The organism is Natrinema sp. SYSU A 869 (assembly GCF_019879105.1).
In the GTDB taxonomy this organism is placed as follows: domain Archaea; phylum Halobacteriota; class Halobacteria; order Halobacteriales; family Natrialbaceae; genus Natrinema.
Genome location: NZ_CP082248.1, coordinates 47,052 through 71,202 on the forward strand (window position 1 = coordinate 47,052; position 24,151 = coordinate 71,202).

12 protein-coding genes and 6 pseudogenes are annotated in these 24,151 nt (G+C 58.4%); 11 read left to right on the top strand and 7 right to left on the bottom strand.

Annotated elements, in window-relative coordinates; all coding sequences use genetic code 11:
• The first annotated feature begins 292 nt into the window (after positions 1–292).
• The gene (locus K6I40_RS04115; protein ID WP_222914329.1) at positions 293–736 is read left to right on the top strand and encodes a heme-binding protein; all 444 of its coding nucleotides are present in this window, start codon (positions 293–295) and stop codon (positions 734–736) included.
• Positions 737–961: 225 nt separating this feature from the next.
• Here the strand turns inward: K6I40_RS04115 and K6I40_RS04120 are convergent, their stop codons facing one another.
• Entirely contained in the window at positions 962–1,699 is a 738-nt protein-coding gene (locus K6I40_RS04120; protein WP_222914331.1) for a creatininase family protein, read from the bottom strand.
• A gap of 79 nt (positions 1,700–1,778) precedes the next feature.
• Between K6I40_RS04120 and K6I40_RS04125 the strand changes: the two are divergent.
• The 4 genes and pseudogenes from K6I40_RS04125 to K6I40_RS04140 form a co-directional block, all read left to right on the top strand.
• A pseudogene (locus tag K6I40_RS04125) lies at positions 1,779–1,946 on the top strand (serine protease); the annotation flags it as partial.
• A 327-nt stretch (positions 1,947–2,273) separates the two neighbouring features.
• Positions 2,274–3,503, top strand: coding sequence for a hypothetical protein (locus tag K6I40_RS04130; RefSeq protein ID WP_222914333.1), 1,230 nt, complete (start codon positions 2,274–2,276; stop codon positions 3,501–3,503).
• A gap of 417 nt (positions 3,504–3,920) precedes the next feature.
• Positions 3,921–5,054, top strand: coding sequence for an SRPBCC family protein (locus tag K6I40_RS04135; protein ID WP_222914335.1), 1,134 nt, complete (start codon positions 3,921–3,923; stop codon positions 5,052–5,054).
• Positions 5,055–5,112: 58 nt separating this feature from the next.
• Complete coding sequence (locus K6I40_RS04140; RefSeq protein WP_345779386.1) at positions 5,113–5,604, top strand: hypothetical protein; 492 nt, start codon at positions 5,113–5,115, stop codon at positions 5,602–5,604.
• On the opposite strand, the gene K6I40_RS04145 is transcribed toward K6I40_RS04140, so the two are convergent.
• Entirely contained in the window at positions 5,523–6,308 is a 786-nt protein-coding gene (locus K6I40_RS04145; RefSeq protein ID WP_222914336.1) for a hypothetical protein, read from the bottom strand. The genes K6I40_RS04140 and K6I40_RS04145 overlap by 82 nt on opposite strands.
• A gap of 2,314 nt (positions 6,309–8,622) precedes the next feature.
• On the opposite strand from K6I40_RS04145, the gene K6I40_RS04155 reads away from it, so the two are divergent.
• Positions 8,623–9,633 carry an SRPBCC family protein gene (locus K6I40_RS04155; RefSeq protein WP_222914338.1) on the top strand — a complete coding sequence of 337 codons (1,011 nt, stop codon included), beginning with the start codon at positions 8,623–8,625 and terminating at the stop codon, positions 9,631–9,633.
• Positions 9,634–10,183: 550 nt separating this feature from the next.
• On the opposite strand, the pseudogene K6I40_RS27865 reads toward K6I40_RS04155, so the two are convergent.
• Positions 10,184–10,291: pseudogene (locus K6I40_RS27865) on the bottom strand (EamA family transporter); the annotation flags it as partial.
• 352 nt (positions 10,292–10,643) lie between these two features.
• Here K6I40_RS27865 and K6I40_RS04160 point away from each other — a divergent pair.
• Positions 10,644–11,800, top strand: a pseudogene (locus K6I40_RS04160) (glutathione-independent formaldehyde dehydrogenase).
• Between the two features lie 242 nt (positions 11,801–12,042).
• Here the strand turns inward: K6I40_RS04160 and K6I40_RS04165 are convergent.
• The 3 genes and pseudogenes from K6I40_RS04165 to K6I40_RS04175 all read right to left on the bottom strand — a co-directional run bounded on the left by K6I40_RS04165 (position 12,043) and on the right by K6I40_RS04175 (position 15,973).
• Entirely contained in the window at positions 12,043–13,161 is a 1,119-nt protein-coding gene (locus K6I40_RS04165; RefSeq protein ID WP_255681607.1) for a GTP-binding protein, read from the bottom strand.
• 309 nt (positions 13,162–13,470) lie between these two features.
• Positions 13,471–14,447, bottom strand: a pseudogene (locus tag K6I40_RS04170) (formyltetrahydrofolate deformylase).
• Positions 14,448–14,768: 321 nt separating this feature from the next.
• Positions 14,769–15,973: pseudogene (locus tag K6I40_RS04175) on the bottom strand (DHHA1 domain-containing protein).
• Between the two features lie 328 nt (positions 15,974–16,301).
• Here K6I40_RS04175 and folP point away from each other — a divergent pair.
• Positions 16,302–18,728 (top strand): dihydropteroate synthase, encoded by a 2,427-nt coding sequence (gene folP / locus K6I40_RS04180; RefSeq protein ID WP_222914342.1) that lies wholly within the window; start codon positions 16,302–16,304, stop codon positions 18,726–18,728.
• A gap of 46 nt (positions 18,729–18,774) precedes the next feature.
• On the opposite strand, the pseudogene K6I40_RS27870 reads toward folP, so the two are convergent.
• Positions 18,775–19,260 (bottom strand): annotated as a pseudogene (locus K6I40_RS27870) (transposase); the annotation flags it as partial.
• A gap of 169 nt (positions 19,261–19,429) precedes the next feature.
• Between K6I40_RS27870 and K6I40_RS04185 the strand changes: the two are divergent.
• From K6I40_RS04185 to fdhF, 3 genes are read left to right on the top strand one after another with little or no spacing between them, the layout of a single operon-like run.
• Positions 19,430–20,917: an NADH-ubiquinone oxidoreductase-F iron-sulfur binding region domain-containing protein gene (locus K6I40_RS04185; protein WP_222914344.1), complete on the top strand. Its 1,488-nt coding sequence runs from the start codon at positions 19,430–19,432 to the stop codon at positions 20,915–20,917.
• A gap of 3 nt (positions 20,918–20,920) precedes the next feature.
• Positions 20,921–21,886: a 2Fe-2S iron-sulfur cluster-binding protein gene (locus K6I40_RS04190; RefSeq protein ID WP_222914346.1), complete on the top strand. Its 966-nt coding sequence runs from the start codon at positions 20,921–20,923 to the stop codon at positions 21,884–21,886.
• A gap of 29 nt (positions 21,887–21,915) precedes the next feature.
• Positions 21,916–24,150, top strand: a complete 2,235-nt coding sequence (fdhF, locus tag K6I40_RS04195; protein WP_255681688.1) for a formate dehydrogenase subunit alpha — start codon at positions 21,916–21,918, stop codon at positions 24,148–24,150.
• The last annotated feature ends 1 nt before the right edge of the window (position 24,151 follow it).

Here is a 24,151-nt window from a genome sequence, read left to right on the forward strand (position 1 = left end):
GACGGCGCTCGGTTCCGTGCACGGACACGCTAACGGTTGTTCGGAGGCATCACTGAGGCTGCGGAGAAGCACAAACCATCATGTATGTTATATATTTGGCGATAGTAACGCTGAATCGCGGGATGATGGCTTCCCTTTGCAGCCTCCCGAACAAATTAAGCGAATCCTGGGGATATCCGGATACATAGCCTTCAATGAGATATAATTCCCCACCAGTTTCCCGTAAATCATGCCGCGTGTCGAGGGAATAACGGCAACTTATTTTATGATAACGTCTTATCTTCCTCTTGGCATGGTAGAGTCCATTCCGCTGGAGACAGCGACAGACCTGATAGAAGCGGCAGAAGCAAAAGCAGACGAGATCGATAACCCGATGGTAATCACGGTTGCAAACAGCGAGGGCAACCTCATCGCCCAACACCGCATGGACGGCGGCTGGCTGGCCTCTGTGAGTATCTCGCGTAACAAGGCGTATACGTCGGCTGCGTTGGAGATGCCGACTCACGAACTGGCAGAGCCCTCCGAACCGGGCAACTCCCTATACGGCCTCCAGACGACCGACGACGACCAAATCGTCATCTTCGGTGGCGGCTATCCACTCGAGCGAGACGATGAAGTCGTCGGTTCGATCGGCGTCTCCGGCGGCGCCGTGAGCCAGGACCGCGAAGTCGCCGAAGCTGGCCTCGAACGGTGGAACGACCTCGTCAAAGAGGAAGCGATCACGGCAGACGACTGATCAGCGAGAAACACGGAAACACGGAGTCACTCGTCCGGTGAGCGACTGAACTCCCGACGTCTTTCAGTCGCTTCTTTGTGGCTCTGCTGAAGCGCAGTTCTCACACGGGTCACGTTGGAGACTGCTCGGAGTCCACCAGGAGTTCCTCCTGTCGAATTAATCTGTCCCATCACTGAGACACTGATAGGAGCGGTGGTCGGGACGAGTCGCCGGTGTACGGCCGTGTTACCGATGTGTGGGACGGTTTGGATCGTGCTTGGCCACGGTTTCGAGCAACTCCACGAGCGCTTCGCTCGCGGCGTCGAGCAGTTCCTCACCCAGGTCGGCGCTCGCCTCGCGCGGATCGCCGATGACGCCGTTCTCGGTGAACTCGGTCGAGTCAAACGCGAGATTGACCCGTCCCTGCCAGTCACCCCACCGATCGCTGGCTTCCGCTGCCGCGTCGTCGAGACACTCCTCGCGCACGTGGACCGGGTTCGCGTGCTGGAGCAATGCCGTCTCCAGCGGACCGCCATGGCCCATGCGGGAGGTATGGTCACCGACCTCCTTGAACCAGGTGAACGGGACCGCGTACGCATCGTCGTGGCGCGTGATCGTTCCGGCGACTTCCCGGAGCGCCGCTGCGTTTCCACCGTGACCGTTCACCAGCACGACGCGGTCGAAGCCGTGTGATGCCAGACTTCCGACGATGTCACGGACGTACGACCTGAACGTCGATTCGGATGTCCAGAGCGTTCCGAAAAACTGTCTGTGTTCCTCGGCGATGCCGACCGGAACTGCCGGGGACACGACGACGGGGTCGTCGAGTCGTTCGGCGGTGGTCTCAGCGACTGTCTCAGCGTTGAGCGTGTCGGTACCCAGCGGGGCGTGAGGACCGTGCTGTTCCGTGCTGCCGATCGGCACCATCGCTAGATCTGTCTCCACGCCCTGGACGTCGGTCCACGTTGCGCTCTCAAGGTGCATACACTGGCTGCTGTTCGGGAAGCGCATAAAAACCCGTCCTCTCCGACACTTCCAAGCCTTGATACTCGGGAGATGCAGTATGAACCGCAAGCGCGCTACGCATACGGCTACCGAGCGCCGTCTCGCTCGGTTGCCGTCCGGCTCTGATTTTCCATTTACCGTCCACCGGTACGAGGGCAGCCTCGGCCCGACGGTGTACGTTCAGGCTGCACAGCACGGCATCGAACTCAACGGAATTGCTGCGCTGTGACGCCTCCACGATCACCTCACGTCTACCGAGATCGCAGGGACAGTTCTCGTAGTACCCGCGACAGCGACTGCATCAGTGCTGACGATTCGGGTCTCTTCGAAGTGGCTACTATCCTTCATAGGATTCCGCCCTCTCCGAGAACTGCAGCTACCGCCACTGTCGTCCGTCCGACTACACTCATTAGAGCGCGCGACAGAGACTATTGCCATATATGTCGGGCAGGAAACAACTCATGTTCCTCGTCTCTAAGCCGTTTTATATAAAGGGGTTCCCTATTCCTCATGCACAACTATACCACCAAGCAAATAATTGTGTTTCTGTACCATGGGTGTCAGTACCCCGTTCAAAGAACTCTCCCAAGTGATCGAGCGATACGAGTCGGATGGCGGGAGGATCCACAGTGTCGAAGCGGAGACGCCCGACCAGGAATCTGAGACCGGGCTAACCGTCACACTCGACGTTCCCGTCTCCCTGTGTTCGGGAGAAGAATTGGGAACCGAAGCGTCACCGCAGGCGGCGACGATCACGGATGATGGGGGGATACAAATACAGTTTTCCCCATCGATGCTACCGGGGTTAGACGAGTACGTACCCGAAGACGTATCAACCATCCGAAAAGACGCTCGCGTGACCGATGATGGCTCCCTGGTGGCGACGTTCACGCTTACTTTCGAGACAGAGGCGGGGCACCGACGTTCCGAAGCAGTAACCGCCGATACCGGTGACTCTCGAGCCCCGTCAGCGCCAGTCACTGCCGAGAGCGATGAAGCGACCGGCGACGAGCCAGAATCGGCTGATACGAGTCCTGCGACGGGAGTTCGTGGAGAAGCGGTCGACGACGCGGACGGTATCGGTGAGCACGAGGACACCCAGGTAGCGAACGAGGAGTCGGCGAGCGACCGGAACGAAGTAGCGGAGAAACTCGACGCCGCACGCGCCGACGACCTCCCACCGTACGAAGACGACGAGTATCTCCAGTGTCTGTACGATTCCTTTAACACGTTCGCTGAGATGACCGAGTACATCGAGATGGATGTCGCCTCGGAGACCGTTCGGCGATACATGACCGAAGCCGGCATCCACCAGCCGACGTCGTACGATACAGCCGACGAGGCCGACGCGGACGACTGCACGGCAGACGGCAGTACAGCGGCGGTAGATGCCGGTGACACAGTCGACGAGACAGACGGCCGAGTAGCCGCTAAAGAGTATGCCGAGGACGCGCAGTCGTCACCTGAATCGGAGTCGGAGCAGGATTCAGCGGCCGGCAGAGACGACCCGATCGAGGACGTCTCCAATACACAACTCGCTGCCGACGGGCTCGGTCTCCCGGACGGCCTCACGATCGAAAAGGTTGCAGATGCTATAGAGTCGTCGATGACCCTGTACGACGTACAGCGACAACTGGACCTCGGCCGGGAACGGACCCAAGAGTTACTGGAGCAATTGAACCTGATCGATCTCGTCACACATAGAATTTCGCACGAGCCCGATCAGGAAGACACTCGTGAAGAGATCGCCAAGCGGATTCACAGCAGCGCTATCAGCGGCTGAGACCACGATTCTCCGTACTACCCATCGCCACAGCGTGTCTCTCAGCTATACGAGCTTCCGCTGAGAAAGAATGATGAGCACCACCTCGTAGATGCGTCCTCCGGCACCCCTCCTGTTCGCGTTCTGGACACGTTACCCGTAAAACGGCGTGAGAGTCAGGGATCACGCTCGACGAGACAGAACTCTTCTGGGACACCTTCCTGGATCACCGTCACTGCAACCCTCCATCAGGATCGGTAACTGATTACGTGGAACACGTCGACTGGTCACGAGCCGAGATCACGAATGCGTTTCTGCTCTCCTGTGTGGACGATGCTTCGTCCGTTCGTCGACACCCCCCGAATCCTCACTAGTTTATAATGTGGTTCAGTATCACAGGTGAACTGTTTTTTATGGGTGTGCCATCTGTGGTCCTGTATGACACAGTGGGACGAATCACAAACGCAAGTAGTGAGTTCGGATATCACGGAGAAGTCGAACGCGTTACCGGCGAAGTACTTCACCGACCCGGAAATCTTCGAGAGAGAGAAAGAGAAAGTGTTCGGCCAGTACTGGGTATACGCCGGACACGTCAACTGCATCCCGGAAGCGGGCCAGTACTTCACCCGGACGATCGGTGATCGACAACTGATCATCGTCCGCGGTCACGACGGTGATATCAAGGCGTTCGACAACGTCTGCGCCCACCGCGGCTCGAAGATGGTCGAGGATACACCGATGACCGACCCCGGCGATGCAAAGCGAATCAAGTGTCCGTACCACCTCTGGACGTACGACCTTGAGGGAGAACTCAAAAGCACGCCCAAGAGCTTCGATGAAGCCGGTCTGAATCCCGACCTTGAGGACGAGGAAGTACAGGAGTTCGACGCCGAAGAGAACGCCCTGAACGATGTGCACGTCGACAGCATCGGGCCGCTGCTCTTCGTGAACCTGAGCGATGACCCGATGCCGCTGGCCGAGCAGGCCGGCGTGATGAAAGACCGTCTCGAGGCGCTCCCGCTGGGGGAGTACGAACACGCCACTCGGATCGTTTCCGAGGTCGAGTGCAATTGGAAGGTGTTCGCGAGCAATTACTCGGAGTGTGACCACTGTCAGGCAAATCATCAGGACTGGATCAAAGGCATCTCGCTCAACGAGTCCGAACTCGAGGTCAATGATTACCACTGGGTGCTTCACTACACCCACGCCGAAGACGTCGAGGACGAGATGCGCATCCACGACGAACACGAGGCACAGTTCCACTACTTCTGGCCGAACTTCACGGTCAACATGTACGGGACCGCCGACGGCTACGGCACCTACATCATCGATCCCATCGACACTGGCCGCTTCCAGTTGATCGCGGACTACTACTTCCGGGACAGCGAGCTCTCGGAGGAGGAACGTGAGTTCGTCCGGACGAGTCGCCAACTCCAGGAAGAAGACTTCGAACTGGTCGAGCGCCAGTGGAACGGACTCAAAACGGGCGCGCTCGCACAGGCCCAACTCGGCCCCAACGAACACACCGTCCACAAGTTCCACCAGCTCGCACAGGACGCCTACGACTCGTGATGGTATCGCTGCGACATAACCGATCACTACTCAAACACGACAATCAGACACAGAACCCATGAGTACCCAAGATCAGGCACCGTACGTCGCGTCCTGTCCGAAGTGCGACGTCGATCTGCAAACCGACGCTCCGAACGAAACCATCGAGTTCTACCGCCGTCATTATCGCGTGACGGGTCACGAGGTACAGTTCAAACACGCACAGTTGAATTTAGAAGAGGACATCACGAGCGACGGTCTCAAGGACGTCGTCTGGGAATTACAGGAACAATACGAGAACGGCGTCCCGATCGGGGTCGTCGCGGCAGTTATGTCCGAACGCGGGCTATCAATCGGTGAGACGATAGACGAGATCCACGAGGTGCGGATGACCGGGGACTGTACGAACCACAGGACGATCATCTGGGCGCGTTCTGACGTTCCTCAGAATACAGCGACCGCGCCTCAGACCGCTGATAACTACTCCTCTCAACGAGTCTCCTCCGTTTCGGGCCACTTATCGTCCGGATCGACCGGCCTGACGGCGCGGGCCAGTTCGTTTTCAGTGTAGTCCCGATCCTCGAGTCGCATACTTCGAAGTCGCCACTGACGGCTCAGTTCGGGTTCTTCCTCTGGACCGACGCGGGCGCCGTGTGTCCTGAAGAAGGCGCCATCGCGACCGAGTCGCTTCCCCTCGTACGTGTGTTGGTCGAAGACGGCGTCGTACGTTCCGCCGGGTTCGAGCTCATCGAGGGGATGATCGTACCGAGGCTCCCGGTCCTCTTCGAGTGCGGTCGCCCGTTCTTCCGAGAGTTCACCGAAGTAATCGTCGGCGTGTGCGGCCTCGCGAGACGACGGGGCTCGAGCAGCCGCGAGGGCGGCGTGGACCGCACAGAGCCGTCCGCGCCAGGAGTCTTCGGACCAGCGTTCGCGGGCCAGTTCCTCGTAGCGACTCACTACGAGGGCGATCTCGTGACCCGCTCGCAGGTCTTCGACGACGTAGAGGTTGATCCGGTTCCAGAAGTTCCATGCGTATCCCGATCGGACTAGCTCCCACGCGGCCCACGCCGCGATCTCCTCGTCCGATCGCCGAACTGCTTTCTGAAGTAAACTGGAGACCACGTACCGATTCGCTCCCGATTTGGTCTCGTTCTCGCCGAGTTCATCGCCGTAATCACTGTGAATCGACTCCGACTCGTCATCAGTCGCGTCCGTCTCACTATCGGTCTCTAATTCGCCTTTGGCGCCGAACCGGGTCTGTTTCCCATCGTCCATATTTGGTTTCTCCGTGGTCGACGGAAATAGGTGGCTACTCCTAGTGACGCGGTAGAACAGAGAGTAACAACAGCGCTGAAGATTAGACTTTTAGTCCGCTCCGAGAGACGGAACGTGTCCACACTGTTCACACATTGGGTGAGTTTGTTCGCACGGTTCGACCATTGTCTGTTCGCATTTGGGACATTGCATCGGTATCTTCTGTGACACCCCACTAAACAATAAGCGTAGACGTGATAAATGACAGGAGATTATAAACCTCAGCGAGCACGACTACAGTGCATAGCGGAAGCGTGACAGAACGGCTTATGCTGTCTCTGCCAAAAACCTCCGCCGCGGCCGTGACGACTTAATCGATCTGTTAGCCGAGGCAGTCGTTGGGGTTCGACTCTCAATCCGCTTATTACCTTGCCAACAGTAATAGTGATACATATATAATTGGATCTATAGCGAAAATATTCCGGGACTCCCAGCTATCGTGACGATAGTTATGTGGGGACCATGGGTAATTTTCGTTAGACTCGCGATGAACTCCCTCCTTCCGGAGACGGCACTGGTCATCTCCTACGTGATCGGGATCAGTCAGAAAACACCGACAGACGTGGTCTCTGCTGGCTTGTTCTCCGCTGCACTCGTTGACATTCGGGGGCATAACCCTATACGCAGCGCTTGCGAGGGGTGATACTGTGATCGTGGCGACCATTAGCGCCCTTTATTTCATCGTCGTAGCGGTCATCGCAGTCATCTTCTTGAAAGAATCCCTGCAGATGACCGATGCAGTGGGAATTCTATCGGTTAGGATCGCTATCGCGTTGATTGCGAAGTAGCTGCGTTCACGGACGAGTACAACCGGGGCGCATGAATACTGGAAAACTCATAGTGAAAAATATCTTATTTGTCGGGTTCTCGAATCTCGCAAACCATTCGAGTTCTCTGACTAGGGTAGTGATGAGACCTCGATTTCGATGCGAACGCAACGCGGTAGTCGTTCTGACTGCTCCCAGCAATAGTCCGATATCCGCCTGTGGGTAGTGGCTGGTGATCGGGTGAAAACCATCTCATGTCGACACCGGCAGCCAGTACGGTATCTGGAATGCGACGTTAATCCGGAGACAGTATCCCAGGTATGCACTTCTCAAGCGGGGCGACTCGTGAGGAGTCCCGAACGCATAGCGTGACTCCCTGTTCTCTTCCAGAAAGCTGATCGCGAGAGGAATTAGGTTAGGCTAGCTGTGCCGATTATCTGTCCATCTCTCGGTAGTTTTCGTCGATAGCTCGTTCATCAGCACTCTCTTTGGCGACCGTATTGCGTATGACTATGGCGAGCGGCACTATTTTACACGCCCTATATTACATCTATACGTTTGTAATCATAGGCGCCCCTGTCTATAGGCACCAAATATCGAGCGGAGCGGGCTTAACGGAGATGCTATGTTCGCAGGAGAGGACAACCTCTCGCTTGTGATTCTGCCTGCGAGGCTAAATTCAGTACCTCACAAGACATCTTCAGCTGAGCCGGTTTGAAGCCTGAGTTCCGTCGTCGGTCACAGTAATCGGTTTGATTCTTCTCAACGATCGGTGAGGAGCTGTCGCTGTCGGCAGCGGTTAGCCGCCGACGCGACAGCGTTGCCACTTGGGATAGGGCGTACTTGGTCGGTGGTTAGCGGTGAAACTGATCGTTCGGTGGCCGATTTACGGGGACGGCCCGACGTACTCAGGATCAACGACAGTGCACATCCGCCACCAGTAATTGCCAATCTGAATCACTGGCTGATCAACCACAACGCATCTGGTATCTTATTAGTTTGGTTGTCAATCGGGCGTAGCGCGTCTCCATGGATCCCACTGCGATTATGTTTCGAGTCTGATGGCAAATCACTTAGTTACATTCGAAAGCTCTGTAGAAGAGATTCGGACGCTCTCATCGGGAGGAGTGTCCGCTCTCCAGCGTCGATCGAGTCGTCATAACCGCTCTGACGATCGCTTTCGGTGTGCAAATCATAAGGCCCTCTTGGTACGAGTTCATCCGACTACCAGCGAAAGCGAGAGTCAGACCCGAGACGGGAACCCCGTGCAGATGGGCGCACGCACCGGATTGCCGTGCAAACGTCATCGACATGTCCCGTTCGGAACGCGAGCGGGACCGTGTTTGACGGCACGAACCCACCAGACAAGGAACAAGATCGGACACATCGTCTCTGTGTGCTGTATCCGTTATTTGGCTGTCTATCTATCGATACCGTGACCGGTCATATAATGGGTTTCTATATAACTGGTCAACCCTTTTTATAGCTTCTCTCGATTATGCGACTGCATGACGCAGTGGAAAGAGACCCAGACGAAGCCAGTTAGTTCAGACATCACAGAGAAATCGAACGCGCTACCGGCGAAGTACTTCACCGAAGACGATATATTCGAACTCGAAAAGGATAAGATCTTCGGGCAGTACTGGGTCTACGCGGGCCATTCGAATAGTATCAGTGAACCAGGTCAGTTTTTCACCCGAGACATCGGTGGTCGGAACCTGGTCGTTGTCCGGGACAAAAATGGCGAGGCGCGTGCCTTCGAGAACTTTTCGGCCCACGATGGCTCGGCGATCGTAGACGATACGCCGATGACCGATCCCGAACGTATCGATCCGGACGAACTCGAGGAAGCAGACGATATTCACGTCGACAGCATCGGGCCGCTGCTCTTCGTGAACCTGAGTGACGATCCGATGCCACTAGCTGAGCAGGCCGGCGTGATGAAAGACCGACTCGAGGCGCTCCCGCTGGGGGAGTACGAACACGCAACTCGGATCGTCTCGGAGGTCGAGTGTAACTGGAAGGTGTTCGCGAGCAACTACTCGGAGTGCGATCACTGCCAGGCTAACCATCAGGACTGGATCAAAGGCATCTCGCTCAACGAGTCCGAACTCGAGGTCAACGATTACCACTGGGTGCTTCACTACACCCACGCCGAAGACGTCGAGGACGAGATGCGCATCCACGACGAACACGAGGCACAGTTCCACTACTTCTGGCCGAACTTCACGGTCAACATGTACGGGACCGCCGACGGCTACGGCACCTACATCATCGATCCCATCGACACTGGTCGCTTCCGTCTGATCGCGGATTACTATTTCGAAGATCCGGACCTCTCCGAGGAAGAGCGAGAGTTCGTCCGGACGAGTCGCCAACTCCAAGAAGAAGACTTCGAACTGGTCGAGCGCCAGTGGAACGGACTCAAAACGGGCGCGCTCGCACAGGCCCAACTCGGCCCCAACGAACACACCGTCCACAAGTTCCACCAGCTCGCACAGGACGCGTATAACTCGTAATAACCGACAACCCTGATTTTCGGGGTGTCGAGTGGGAGCGGGGAGAAACATGACAGAGAGCGGATGGCGATCGGGCGTCGGTACGCCGTAGACCGAAACGAACGTAAACTCCGTCCTTGAGTCCACGTTCATATCGATATCCGTCGCGAGGAGACGTCCACCGGACAGCGTGTTCCCCGCACGCATCGTAGTACTAGTTGAGTGCACCTCAGTCAGGCATCCGCATCTAGATTTCCCAGCGCTCGGACGTGCCTGCCACGTGGAGTAGACTGGTGTCCAATTGGCTCTGTTGAAATTCTCGTCTGTAGATACAAACTCTCGTGGAAACACCGCTCACTATAGGTACATGTGTAACACGGAAAGAACTCCAGATCGATCGAGTTAGGCCGATTAGTACAGATGGGGGTGTAACGGGTTGAAATTAAACCAATCTCAGCACTACAAAGAATGACACAGCGAGGAGCGTCCTACTTCTCCGTGTTGAGAACATGCTTTAATTTGCTTCTATCCGGCAGTACCGACTCACACACGATGATTGTATAGCGCCGATCTATCGAGTAACTAGGACGATACCAATGACGGCGAACACGATTCCAGCAAATTTCGTTATTGTAACATCGTCTCCGAGGACGACCATACCGATGATAGCCGCGACCACCAGCGATCAACAAGTTTGACGGAGAACTCACGAAACTGTGAGCCGATCTCGCCTGATCGTCGAGATGCTCTGTCTGCTGCCACCGCCACGAAAATGAGAGGCTGCGAGCACATCTCGACTGCCAGTGCTGATCCCTCTATGCTCAAGCTGTCATCCGTCCAATTAAAAGGAGCCATTTTGACTCCTCGTGCCAACATTCCAATGCGAGTATATGGTGAAAGACAGATATGTAGAACGCATCCTTCCCACCAACGGTTGGGATTTTCACATCTTGAGTTTTAACCGGTATTATAAACATTGAATATAAATATGGTCCGCTCGCAGGTAACAGTGGAGATATCGATCAATGTCCATGAATGCCGTCGTTTACAAAGGCGAACGCGAGGTAGCAGTCGAAGAAGTCGAGCAACCCCAGATCGAGCACCCGAACGATGTCGTGATCGACATCACGACGTCGTGCATCTGCGGGTCCGATCTACACATGTACGAGGGCGGACGGCCGCGGAGTCAGGGATCGTATTCGGGCACGAGAACATGGGTATCGTGACCGAGGTCGGCGACGCGGTGAGTTCCCTCGAGGTGGGCGACCGCGTCGTCGCGCCGTTTAACGTCGCCTGTGGCTTCTGTGAGAACTGTGAGAACGGCTACACGGGCTTCTGTACGAACGTCAACCCCGGATTCGCCGGCGGCGCGTACGGGTACGTCGCGATGGGGCCATACCAAGGCGGTCAGGCCGAGAAACTCCGCATTCCGTACGCGGACTTCAATGCGCTCAAACTGCCTGACGGGGACGAGCACGAGGATTCGTTTGCACTGCTCGCGGACATCTTCCCGACCGGCTGGCACGGCACGGAACTCGCCAACCTCCAGTCCGGTGACTCCGTCGCTATCTATGGCGCCGGTCCGGTGGGCCTGATGGCGGCCTACAGCGCCAAGCTCAAGGGTGCCGCGGAGATTTACGTCGTCGACCGCGTTCCCAGCCGCCTCGAACTGGCTGAGGAACACTGCGACGCGACGCCGATCAACTTCGAGGAGGGAGATCCGGTCGAACAGATCAAAGACATCCACGGCGGCGGCGTCGACAAGGGCGTTGACGCCGTCGGATATCAGGCCATCGATCCAGATAAGGAAGGTGACGGCGCGTATGACCCTGCTCGCGAGAACCCGGCTGTCGTCATCAACAACCTCATTCGGACGGTCCGCCCGACCGGTGAACTCGGGATTCCGGGTCTGTACGTCCCCGAAGACCCCGGAGCACCGGACGACATGGCCTCACAGGGACGTCTTGGCATCGACTTTGGCCTCCTTTTCGAGAAGGGGCAGGCGCTCGGTACCGGTCAGTGCAACGTCAAGGAGTACAACCGCGAACTCCGCGACATGATTATCGAAGGGCGTGCCGATCCCAGCTGGGCCGTCTCGCACCGCGTCGACCTAGAGGACGCGCCGGAGATGTACGAGAAGTTCGACAACCGCGAGGAAGGCGTCACGAAGGTCCTGCTGGAACCGTAACCCTCGCGCGATCAGACGCCTCCGTTTTAGCGTGACTACGTCGCTCTGAGTCATGTGGTAGCAGATCACTCACACAGAGTTTTTCGTACCTAGACGGCTGGACGCAAGGGACCGAGTACGAGACGTGGACGAGTACCCGAGTACGACGCGAACCGGACAGTAACCGGCGATGGATCAACGTCGGCTGTGAGGCTTCTGCGGGCGCTGGAATGACCAGCGAAGGGATCGGATCCGGACGGAGATCAAGCGGATCCGCGGGGGAAGGGATCGGTAGAGTACTCTTCGGTCTGTTCGTCGGATGCCGCCAGACAGCCGTCGAGTTCATCGGTTACGGCCGCTTCATCGAGGTCGCTACCGATGAACACTAGCCGCGTCGCCGGATCATCATGGCCCCATTCGCCGATCGGGCCAGCCTGGACAGACGGACCGGCTTGACTCACCCCGAGAACCGTCTCTGGGCGACTCGCTACCCACACGAACCCTTTCGCGCGGATGATCTCGCTGTCCCAGTCGTCGAGCCACGCGTCGAACCGTTCAGGGTGGAAAGGACGCTCTCGCCGATAGACGAACGACCCGACTCCGTGTGCCTCGGCCGCCGAGACGGCATCGCCACCGTGGTCGTGACCCGGATCCTCGTTTGCTGCTTCTCCCGACAGGGCTCGTTTCCAGCCTTGCTGCCGCCGCGCCGCTTCGAAGTCGAACGATCCGGTGTCGAGAACGTCACTCGGGTCGACATCGCTGTACGTCGTTCGATGAAGCGTCGCGCGCGGCTGGAGTTCGCGGATGGCGGCCTCAATAGACTCCCGCGCATCGTCGGGTACCATATCGCACTTGTTCAGCAGCAACACGTCGCAGAACTCGATCTGGTCGACTAACACCTCGGTCAACGGGCGTTCCGGGTCCGGGGCAGCATCCGGGAGGGATTCTTCGGAATCGAACGCTTTCCAGAACCCGTAGGCGTCGACGACCGAAACTGTCGTATCGAGGCGGAACCGGTCCGGAAGGCTGTCTTCTTTTGTCCCCTCCGTGAGCGTACGAGCGATGGGAACCGGTTCGCTGATTCCTGACGCCTCGACGACGAGGTGGTCGAACGAGCGCTCCTCGGCCAACCGCGTCGATTGAGCGATGAGGTCGTCCTGGAGCCGACAGCAGATACACCCGTTCGAGAGGTCGACGACACTCTTCTCCGTCTCGTCGGCGATTAACTCCGCGTCGACGTTGACCTCGCCCATGTCGTTGACGATGACGGCGATTCGCCTATCGCCGGGATTGTTCAGCAGTCGGTTGACTAGCGTCGTTTTGCCTGCACCCAGCGGTCCGCTGATAACAGTGATCGGAATCTCGGATGAAGATGTGACCATACCGTATGGCATCTCGTGTCGACGTCTAATGAATCTCCCGTCATCACCGAGAGTGATGGTTCGTGGCCCCCTACAATATCGACGATACAGAGGCCGTTATTGCAGTTTTATGTTCATGATTGGCGTCGCGGTCGGAACGAGGACACGTCCGCTACAGACTCGCTCGCACCGTCCACAACAGATTATTTACTTGATGTGTTGCGGAGAACTGGAAAACGTGCCGGTTCGTCTAGCGCAATACGGGAAAGAAATCACTCTCTCGTCGCCTCTGCGACGGACCCCGTGGTCAAGCTTGAAAGGCGCCGCGAGTCAGTCATCCGCCGTCGCCGTCTCGTCCGTTTCGTCGCCAGCCACCGCGTCGAAGCCGTCGACCGGCTGGTCGGGGATCAGCCGGTTAAGTTCCTGGGGAGCGCCGAGCTGCGTGTCGGTCTCGTCGGGATTTCGAGTTCGGTGCGTCCGAACTGCACGGAGAGCTCTTCGTCGAGATGGAGCTTCATCGCTTCGAGAAGGGCCTCGGCTTCGAGCGGTTGGCCGAGCCGCTTGAGGTCTGCCTCCGTGGCATCCGAAGGGACGTTGAACGACCGCTGGGTGATGATTGGGCCCTGGTCGAGATCGGTGGTCACGTAGTGGGCGGAGACACCGGCGATGCGGGCTCCCTCTTCGAGAGCCTGTCTGTACGCAGCGGCACCGGGGAATGCCGGGAGCAGACTCGGATGAACATTGATGATCCGACTCTCGTAGCGGAAGACGACTTCGGGCGAGAGGATGCGGATGTAGCGAGCCAGCGCGATCAGGTCGATGTCGTAGTCGGTAAGCAGGTCGAGCAGTTCTTCTTCGTTGGGAGCCCCCTTCTCGTCGCCGATATCGTGAAAGGGAACGTCGTACTGCGCCGCGAGCGGCTGAAGGTCGTCGTGGTTCCCGATGACTACCTCGATGTCCGCGTCCAGTTCGCCGCTGTTCCAGGCCTCGAGCAACGCTTCGAGGCAGTGACTCTCCTTGGTAACGAGGACGGCGATGGACTGGTTCTCGCAGTCGGACGGGAACCGAACCTGGACGTCAACCCCGAACCCGTCGCAGAGGTCCTCGAGGTCCTCCTGGAACTTCAGTTGGGTAGTGACCATCTCCGATGTATCGACCTCCATAGTCATCCGGAACGTACCGTCCCGAACGGCCTGGTCGAGGTCCACGATGTTGGCGTTGCGCTCGAAGAGGAAGGAGGTCACCTCGGCGATGAGGCCCGTATCGTCTTCGCCCACGACCGTTATCTCAGTCCACTCGCGAGTCATACCTGCATCCTCCGACTACTGCCGTCGGTCGTTCTACTCGTTTTCCATCGGTTCGATTCGAGAGAAGCTTTGCGTTCACGTAGCAGTGATCCGTAGTCCGCCGAAGCGGACGTCTCACTCTCTTTGAGAGGCATTCCGGACGTGACTTCCAGTCCTCCGGTAATTAACCTTGTTCCTCCTGAAACACGGGGGATACGATGTGTTTTCGGAGTCGCAATATGCCAATGAATTCTGACAACATGAGAAGGAAGACGTACGGTGTATGGGATACCGAGCGACAGCGGAAGTGCAGTCGCTCCAGGTAATGGTGCGCCGAAGCGGCTACGCCTGCTCCCGCAGGTACTCGACGATGGTCGTCGGTTCCTCGTCCAACCCACCGCCCTGCGCAAAGGTCGAACCGCCGCCACCGCCACCGCCGAACTCCGCCGTGACATCGTCGATGATCTCGCTGGCGTCCGGTTCGCCCGTCGTCGCGACGACCATGAACGAACTACCGTTGACGCCGGTAAGTGCGATCACGTCCCCTGCGTCTCCAGCGAGTTTTCTGACTCGCTCGGAAACGTCGTTTGGACCCATCCCCTCGACTTCGCCGACTAGCCAGTCGTCACCGTTCTTCGATACGGCTTCGTCCGCCAGGGTCGTCAGGCGTTCCTCCAACAGACGCTCGTGTAACTGGTCGATCTCTTCCGTGAGAGAACCGTTCTCCTGTACGAGACTGGTAGCCCGTTCTGGAAGGTCATTGACGCTCGTATTCAGCACGTCCGCCGCACGTTCGGCGTTCTTTCTATCGTCGATCCGTGTCTGGATGGCCGTATGACCGACAGCGTACTCGACGCGGATGAGATCGGACCCTGGATTCGAGACGTCCAACACCGATATCGGCCCGATCTCATCGGTATTCTTCACGTGGGTACCACCGCAGGCCGCGATATCCCACTCGTCGATCTCGACCACGCGAACGGTATCAGACAATTCGCCGTCGTCAGTTACGTTGAACACCACGTCGTCGCGCTGACGGGCGCGCTCACTGTCCATTTCTTCCCACGTGACGTTCCGCGAGTCCCAGACGACTTCGTTCACCATTCGCTCGAACGTGACAGCGTTTACGTCGTCCGGATTGTGATCAGTTTCGAAGTCCAGACGACCTTTCTCCGAACTGATATCGAATCCGCCGTATCCGGGGTCCTCGAACAGTTTCCGTCCTGCACCGTACATCAAGTGACTCGCCGTGTGCGCTCGCATGCAGTAGGTCCGGAACTCTTCGTCGATGCGACCCGTGACGGCCTCTCCCGCTTCGAAGCCAGGCACAGTCGCGAGGATATGGATGGTTTCCCCGTCTCGTTTTTGCACGTCGGTGACGTCAATACCGTCCAGAAATCCGTTGTCGGCCGGTTGTCCACCCCCTTCCGGGTAGAATACGTCCGGTCCAAACGGACCGCACGACCGTCGACGGACCGAACGGTCGCCTCGAACTCGGTCACGTATGGCTCTTGGGCCGCTATATTGTTCGTCGAGTCGGTGGCCATAATGGGGATCTCGTCACACACTTTCATAAACAACACGGTGCCCGTAAAGCGTAAGACGCAGTTGGCCGACAGAGGGTTGCACTCTATCAAAAGATGCGACCGGTCGGCCAGCAGAGGCGGTGCGAAACGCGACTTCAGATCGGTGGCAGGACAAGGATGGCACCCCAACCTCGATATATAAACCACACTACAAGCTGTGGATACGTGAGCAGTGCCGACCATGAATCGAGGGCTATTTTCTCGGTAGAGACACCTGATTGTGGACGCTAACCGGCCGAGATAGCGATGCGGCAACACATTAATACCGATACCGGTGTCCCTATTTGACATGGAGTACCACGAGGCAGTCAACTATCTGGAGAGTCTGGACCGTTCCCGTCCGAAGCTCGGGACGGAGACGACCGCTAGGATGCTATCCGCTCTCGGAGATCCACACGAGAAAGTCGACTGCGTCCAGATAGCGGGGTCGAACGGGAAAGGGAGCACAGCGGTGATGCTCGAACGGGTACTGCGGGAAGCGGGCCTTAACGTCGGCCTATATACCTCCCCAGACCTGAACGACTTCCGCGAGCGGATCCGGATCAACGGAGGGAAAGTCTCGAAGGAACGCGTCCGATCGTTCGTCGAGGAGATCAAACCATGTCTCTCACGACTGCGCGGCGACGGTGACTGTCCAACGTACTTTGAGGTACTGACCGTACTCGCATTGCAGCATTTTGGCAGTGAAGACGTCGATGTGGCAGTCCTCGAAGTCGGTATCGGTGGTCGGCACGACGCAACGAGCGTCGTAGACCCAGTGGCCGGTGCCGTCACGAACGTGAGCCTAGAGCACACCGACGTTCTCGGCGAGACGATCGAAGAGATCGCCCGAGACAAAGCGCAAGTCGCACCGGACGGGAAACAGCTCGTAACGAGTGCAAATGGCGAAGCGCTCGAGGCGATCCGATCCGAAACGGAGGTCGTCACTGTGGGCGAAGCAGAGGCCGACACCATCGCCCGAGAGGGTGAAATGACCTCGCAGGTCGAAACAACCGTCTTGATACTCGGTCGGGAGTGGAATGTCGAGACGAACCTTCCGTTGCTTGGCCAGCACCAGGCGACCAACGCCGGAGTTGCGGCGACTCTCGCCCGACAAGTAGCGAAAGTCGAGACCTCTGCGATCGAACTCGGACTCCGCAGCGCCCACTGGCCGGGTCGGTTTGAAGTAATGTCGACCAACCCGCTGGTGATCCTCGACGGTGCTCACAACCCGGCCGCGTGCGAGACGCTCGCTGATCTCGTCGACCGGTACGAGTTCGACGGATTACACCTCGTCTTCGGCGCGATGAAAGAAAAAGACCACTCGAGAATGGCAGCGGAACTCCCTGAATCGGACGTGCTCCACCTCTGTCAGCCAGATGTGAGTCGGGCCGCGTCCTTCGACACGCTAACAGGAGCGTTCGAGACGTACACAGCCCAGATCGAGCGGGACAAGACGGTACAAATGGCAGTCGAACGGGCGCTCAACTCGGCAGACAGCGACGACTGCGTACTGATCACCGGTTCACTGTACGTCGTCGCCGAAGCTCGCGATCGATGGACGCAGCGCCAGATCCCAAAACAAGCTGATACACTCGACGCTGCGCGATCCGTTCTCTCCGAAGCGTACGTTCAGGATGGGTTCGCCAACCGTATCGCTAAAGACACTGTCACCAATACGTTCAAAATTCAGTTGCGCAAGAAGCAGGCGGAGTATCTACAGCAGACGATGCAATCCATCGGCGGGACGTGTGTCGTCTCAGAGATCGATTCTCCCGGGCGACATGTATCCGTCGTCCTATCTGGAACTGCCACCCAGTACGAACGTTTGGCCGACACGATCCAAAGCAGTGATTTGGGACTTTCGTACGTTTCGGAACGGTTCAGGGAGATTATCAGCGATAGCGAAGAGGCCGACCAGTATCCGTGGGATGCCGACACGGCAGTCATGGGTATCCTGAACGTTACTCCGGACAGTTTCTACGACGGCGGCCGGTACGCTCAGATGGAGGACTCCGTACGACGAGTCCGTGAAATGGTTTCCTCGGGCGCGGACATTGTCGACGTCGGCGGCGAGAGTACGCGGCCGGGAGCCGATCCGATCACGGTTGAGGAGGAGATCGAGCGTGTCGTCCCGGTTATCGAACGCATCTCCGGGACAGACGTGCCAATCTCTGTCGATACGAGGAGAGCCGCTGTCGCAGACGCCGCCCTGGAGGCGGGCGCAGACATAATCAATGACGTCTCCGGACTAGCAGATCCGGACATGCGATTCGTCGCTGCCGACCACGATGCGCCGGTCGTCGTCATGCACAGCGTAGATGCCCCGGTCGATCCGGACCGATCGACGGCGTACGACGATGTCGTCGAGGACGTCATCCGTGAACTCGGTCAACGAGTGTTGCTCGCCGAACAGGCGGGACTCGATCGCGATCAGATCATCGTCGATCCCGGACTCGGCTTCGGAAAGTCCGCCACAGAGTGCTTCGAGTTGGTCGACAGGCTGGGGGAACTGCGTGCTCTCGGTTGTCCGATCATGGTCGGCCATTCCCGCAAGTCCATGTTCGAGCGCGTTGACTGCAGTATCGACGATCGACTACCGCCGACGGTAGCAACGACGACCATGGCGGCCGAGCGAGGTGCGGATATCGTCCGCGTCCACGACGTCGAAGAGAACGCCACTGCGATCCGGACGGTTCGAGAAACGAACAGTACGGACAGAAAGGAGCCATACTAGTTGGGAGGTGAGACTGCAGCGGGTTTAGCGGGCTTACTATGCGTGAAACCGATAAACCGACTGCTCGCCAAATCGAGTACAGCAAACACGCGAACGTGAAGTCGAAGAATTGGAGTCGGAAATCCTTTGAGTTTGTCGTGGCCATAAACCGCTTGATCGACTTGTAGCCGCTCTCGTTCTCCCAGCGATACCCGTACTCAGTGATGAGATTACCGCGATTCGACAGAAACACCGAATACTGCCGGTGATCGTCATGCTCAGAGTACCCTTTCCGTCGATCGATCTATGTCGTCTCGTGTCATTCGTTCTTTCTAAGATCGCGTTTGTAGTCAGTTTCGTATCGGTCGCAGTCACTTCGGAGCAACCGCTTGGCTTTGGCTTTCTCGCTGGTCTGCATTCGTTTTGGGGCGACGTACGACAGACAGCGCTGGCTAATCATCTCTAGGACGTGCTGGCTGTCGAACCCACGGTTTATTGACACGTTATCACGGTGAACGCGGCCCTTAGCAGACTCAAGCAGAGATCCCACGACGAGAGGTCAAGTATGGGTTCTGCTATGAGGGAGTTATCGGTACCAGTTATAATATAGCGGCTATTTATATTCATACCACAGTTACGAAACCATACACAGTTAACATGAGATCAAACCATCCCAGTGATTTATGATACGGAACGAGAATAGACCCATGAGAACGTAGCAAATGACGGCCATTACAACAGGCGATCATCTAGTCGTTCGAATCGCCGACAGCGATCCAGACGAAGGCTCTGTTCCATCCACCACTAGCTTTGACGGCTCCGTCGTCAACGTCGGCCCGACTGGAGTTCCCGCGCTCGAACCGCTCGTCACAGTGTCGGCTGCGGGCCGAACTGCGCTTCATACACGATGTTCGACGGAGGATCTTGAATCGATCGTAGCAAGCATCGATACGACTGGCAGCGTCGACGGTTCGGACCCGGATGCCGTCCTCTCGCACGCCCCAGACCGAAACCAATTTCCGACCGCACCGCTGCCCGGGCTGCGTGCTGGCGACAGACGCGTGCTCGGAGCATGCGGCTGGCGACGGCCGACAAGCGTTGCAGACCACGAGGCCGCTGGCGGATTCGTTGCGAGTGAGGCGGAAACGGTGTTGAGTGTCGGTGAATCCCTCCAGGGTCGCGGATGGGGTGATCTATGTCAGGACAGATCTCTCACCGACATATGGCGAACGGTCCGCGCGGCCGACGGCGATCCGATCGTTGTGGTGAACGGACACGGCTCACCCGCTGACACGCTTTTGCTCTCCAGCGCGCCGTTCGATGTCCTTGACGGCGCGTCCGCTCTCGCGAACACCGTCGCCGCCGACCGGATCGTGATCTACGTGTCCTCGGAAGTCGATAATGTGGTCGAGACAGTTGGTTCAGCAATCGACGCCTACCCGGACCCCGCGGCCCCGATGGAAGTGTGTACCGGTCCCCAAGAATACCGGGCGGCCGAGCCGACGATGACGGTCGAAGCTCTGGAAGGGAACCACCGGCTGGAGGCTCGGCTCCGACCCCCGGGACTTGAGCGTGTGGGACTCGACGGCCAGCCGACGCTCGTTCACACGCCGCGGACGCTCGCACATCTCGCCGTGGGCCTGCGTGAGGGCATCGACGAACAAACGCGCGTGCTGACCGTCCGTGGTGACGTCGACTCCGTCGCGACGGTCGAACTCTCGGAGACGGAGACACTGTCAGAACTAGTCGACACCGTCGGCGTTGACGGGTCGTTCAAGGCCGCTTGCGTCGGCGGTCGGTTCGGCGGGATCACCCGTGATCTCGATGTCGGTATCGGCTCGAAGGCGCTCCGAGACGCCGACCTCGGAACCGATGGGACCGTCGATGTCCTCTCGGACGACCGGTGTGTAGTTGAGTTCGTCGGCCAGCGTGTAAGCTTCGCCGCCGAGGAGAACTGCGGCCGATGCGTGCCGTGTCGGGAGGGGACGGCGCAGTTGACGTCGCTACTCAGGGATGTCTACGGAGGCGAATTCGACACACAAGCGATCGAAGAACTGGTCCGTGTGATGACCACTTCAAGTATATGTGCGTTTGGCGAGCGGGCAGGTCGACCCGCCCGGACCGCTATCGAGGCGTTCACATCGGAGTTCCAAGCGCACGCGGAGGGTCGCTGTTCCGCAGGTACCTGTCTCGACGCACTGGAGGCCTAATCTATGAGTTCGGAAACTCCACAACAGACCGACGCACCGCCGCTGACAGAGCAACTCGCCCCCGGAACGGCAACGGATCCCCCGGTCAGGAGCACCGACGCGGCGACCGTGACTGTCGACGGAACCCGCGTCGAAGTGGAGGCCGGCGCGACGCTTCTGGACGCGGTCGAGGCGGTCGATACCGAGGATGACGTCCCGGCGTTGTGTAGCTACGGTCGCCAAGAGATCGGTCCTCGGAGTGAGTGCCGAACCTGTATGGTCGGAACCGACGAACACGGCGTCGTACCGGCGTGTAGCTTCCCGGCTACGGACGGGCTCACCGTTCAGACCGCCGCAGCCGACGCCGCCGAAGCTCGCGACGTCAACCTCGATCTCGTCCTCTCGGATCACAACCTTCGGTGTACGACCTGTGGGAAGAACGGACGGTGCGAACTGCAGGACGCCGCCATCGAACAGGAGGTCGAAGAACCGCGGTACGGCGTCCTCGACGATCGCGACGAGTACGAACCGATCGACGACTCCTCGTCGTTCATCCAGATCGACCGCAACAAGTGCATCCTCTGTAACCGTTGTGTCGAGGCCTGCAACGATGTTCAGGTTGAGGGTGTCCTCCGGATAGAGGGCACCGGTCAAGACACACGGATCGGGTTCCAGAGCGACGCGGAGACGATGGAGGATTCGACTTGCGTCTCCTGTGGGCACTGCGTGACCGTCTGCCCGACCGGCTCGCTCGTCGAGAAAGGGATCGAGGACGCAACGACGATTCCTCTCCCTGGCTTCACACAGAAGAATAGCGTCGGAAAGACCTACGAAAGCACCGGAAAATCGAAGGGACCGATGACGCCGAAGAAACGCACCGAACGCACGCCTGAGAAGCCCACGAATGAAATGATCGATGCACCGACCGACGACAGCACATCGAGCGATGCCTGGGACGACGATGCCCAGAGCGGAGGTGACTGGCTGTGAGCGACGACCTCAACGGTGTCGCAGGGTATATGCAGGAAGCCAAGAATCAAGCGATAGAGAACGTCGAACACGTCGCTGAGGGCGTCGCTGCCCAGACGCTCCCCGAAGGGAAACTGTTCGAGATCGCACAGTCGATCAGTGACAAGCGACTTGAGGAGCTGACCGTCGAAGACACGACCTGTGGCTACTGTGCGGTCGGCTGTCGGTTCGACCTCTACTCCGACGGCGAAGAGGTTCTCGCTGCGCGTCCGACTGACGAGGAGGACGCACCCGTAAATGGAATCTCCACGTGCGTGAAAGGGAAATTCGGCTACGACTTCGTGAACTCCGACGACCGGCTGACTGCGCCGCTGGTCCGCGACGAACACGGGGAGTTCCGCGAGGCGACGTGGGACGAAGCGCTCTCGAGGGTCGCCGAGGGGCTCGACCGTATCCGAGACGAACGCGGCGGCGAGGCGCTGTCGGTGATCGCCTCCTCGAGGGCGACGAACGAGGATAACTACCTGATGGGCAAGTTCGCCCGGCAGGTGCTCGGCACCAACAGCATCGACAACTGCAATCGGCTGTGTCACTCTTCGACGGTCGCCGGGCTGGCGAAAACCTACGGATATGGCGCTGCATCCATCAGTACTGACGACCTCGAACTCGCTGATTGCATCCTGCTGACGGGGTCGAATACCACTGAAGCCCACCCCGTCCTCGCGACGCGGATCAAACAAAACGTAAGAGACGGAGGTGACCTGCTCGTGTTCGATCCGCGAGAGGTCCAGATCGCCGAGTACGCGACGCAGTATACCCAAATCAAACCCGGATACGACGCCGTTTGGATCAACGGTATCACCCGTTACATCATCGATAACGGCCTTCACGACGAAGAATTCGTCGAAGAGCGGACTACGGGGTTCGAGGATGTCAAGGAAGCGGTCCAGGAGTTTACCCCCGAGCGCGTCGAGGAGGTCACTGGCGTCCCGCACGAAGCGATCGTCTCTGCTGCAGAGACGATTGCCGCGGCGGATGCCTGCGTGTTCGGATGGACGCTCGGCCTCACCGAGCACTCCCACGGTACCGAGAACGTAATGGCGATGGCGAACCTCGCAGCGATCACTGGCAATCTCGGAAAGCCCGGTGCGGGAGTCTCGCCGTTCCGCGGGCAGAACAACGTTCAGGGCGGTGGTGGCGATATGGGGCCGCTTCCGGACAACTTCCCGGGATATCAGGACATCGCCGACGACGACGTTCGCGCGAAGTTCGAAGACGCCTGGGACTGCGAGATCTCATCGGAATACGGCTACTACACGACCCAGATGTTCCTCGCGGCCGACGGCGACGACATCCGTGGGATGTATATCATCGGCGAGAACGCGGCGCTCTCAGAGCCCGGCATCAACCACGCCGAGGACGTGCTCGAGGACCTCGAGTTCCTCGTGGTCCAGGATCTCTTCGTGACCGAGACCGCCCAGTACGCCGATGTTGTCCTCCCGGCCTGTTCGTTCGTCGAGAAGACAGGGACCTTCACGAACACCGACCGCACGGTCCAGAAAGTCAACAAAGTGATGGAGCCGAAAGGCGAATCCCGACCAGACTGGCGAATTCTTCAGGACCTCGCAAATCGGATGGGGCGCGAGTGGGACTACGACTCGACGGCCGAGATTATGGACGAGGTAAACTCACTCACACCACTGTACGGGGGCATCACTCACGAGCGCGTCGAAGCGGAGGGTGGCCTCCAGTGGCCTTGCTGGGACGAAGATCACCCCGGGACGAAACGGCTCTATACGGAGGGATTCAACACCGAGGATGGCACGGCTTCGCTCCAACCTGTCGGATACAGCGAGCCCGCGGAGACGCCGGACGAGGAGTACCCGTTCACGCTCACTACCGGCCGCGTCCTGTATCAGTATCACACAGGGACGATGACCCACCGTGAGGAGGGCATTATGCAGTACAACCCGAGTGACTTCGTCGAAATCAACCCCGAGACCGCAGCCGAGTACGGCATCGAGAGCGGTGACCCGGTTCGGATCGAATCCCGACGCGGCGAAACGACTGTCCCCGCACAGGTGACCGACCGCGTGGGCCCCGAGAACCTCTTCGTTCCGATCCACTTCGCCGAGAGCGCCGTGAATCGCCTCACCGACGAAGAGCACCTCGATCCGGTCGCATCGACGCCGGAATTCAAGGTTTCAGCCGTGAGGATCGCGGCTGTCAAGGACGATATCGATCGAGCCGGAACTGAAGCGGTCGGGACAACGGGGGACGACTGAG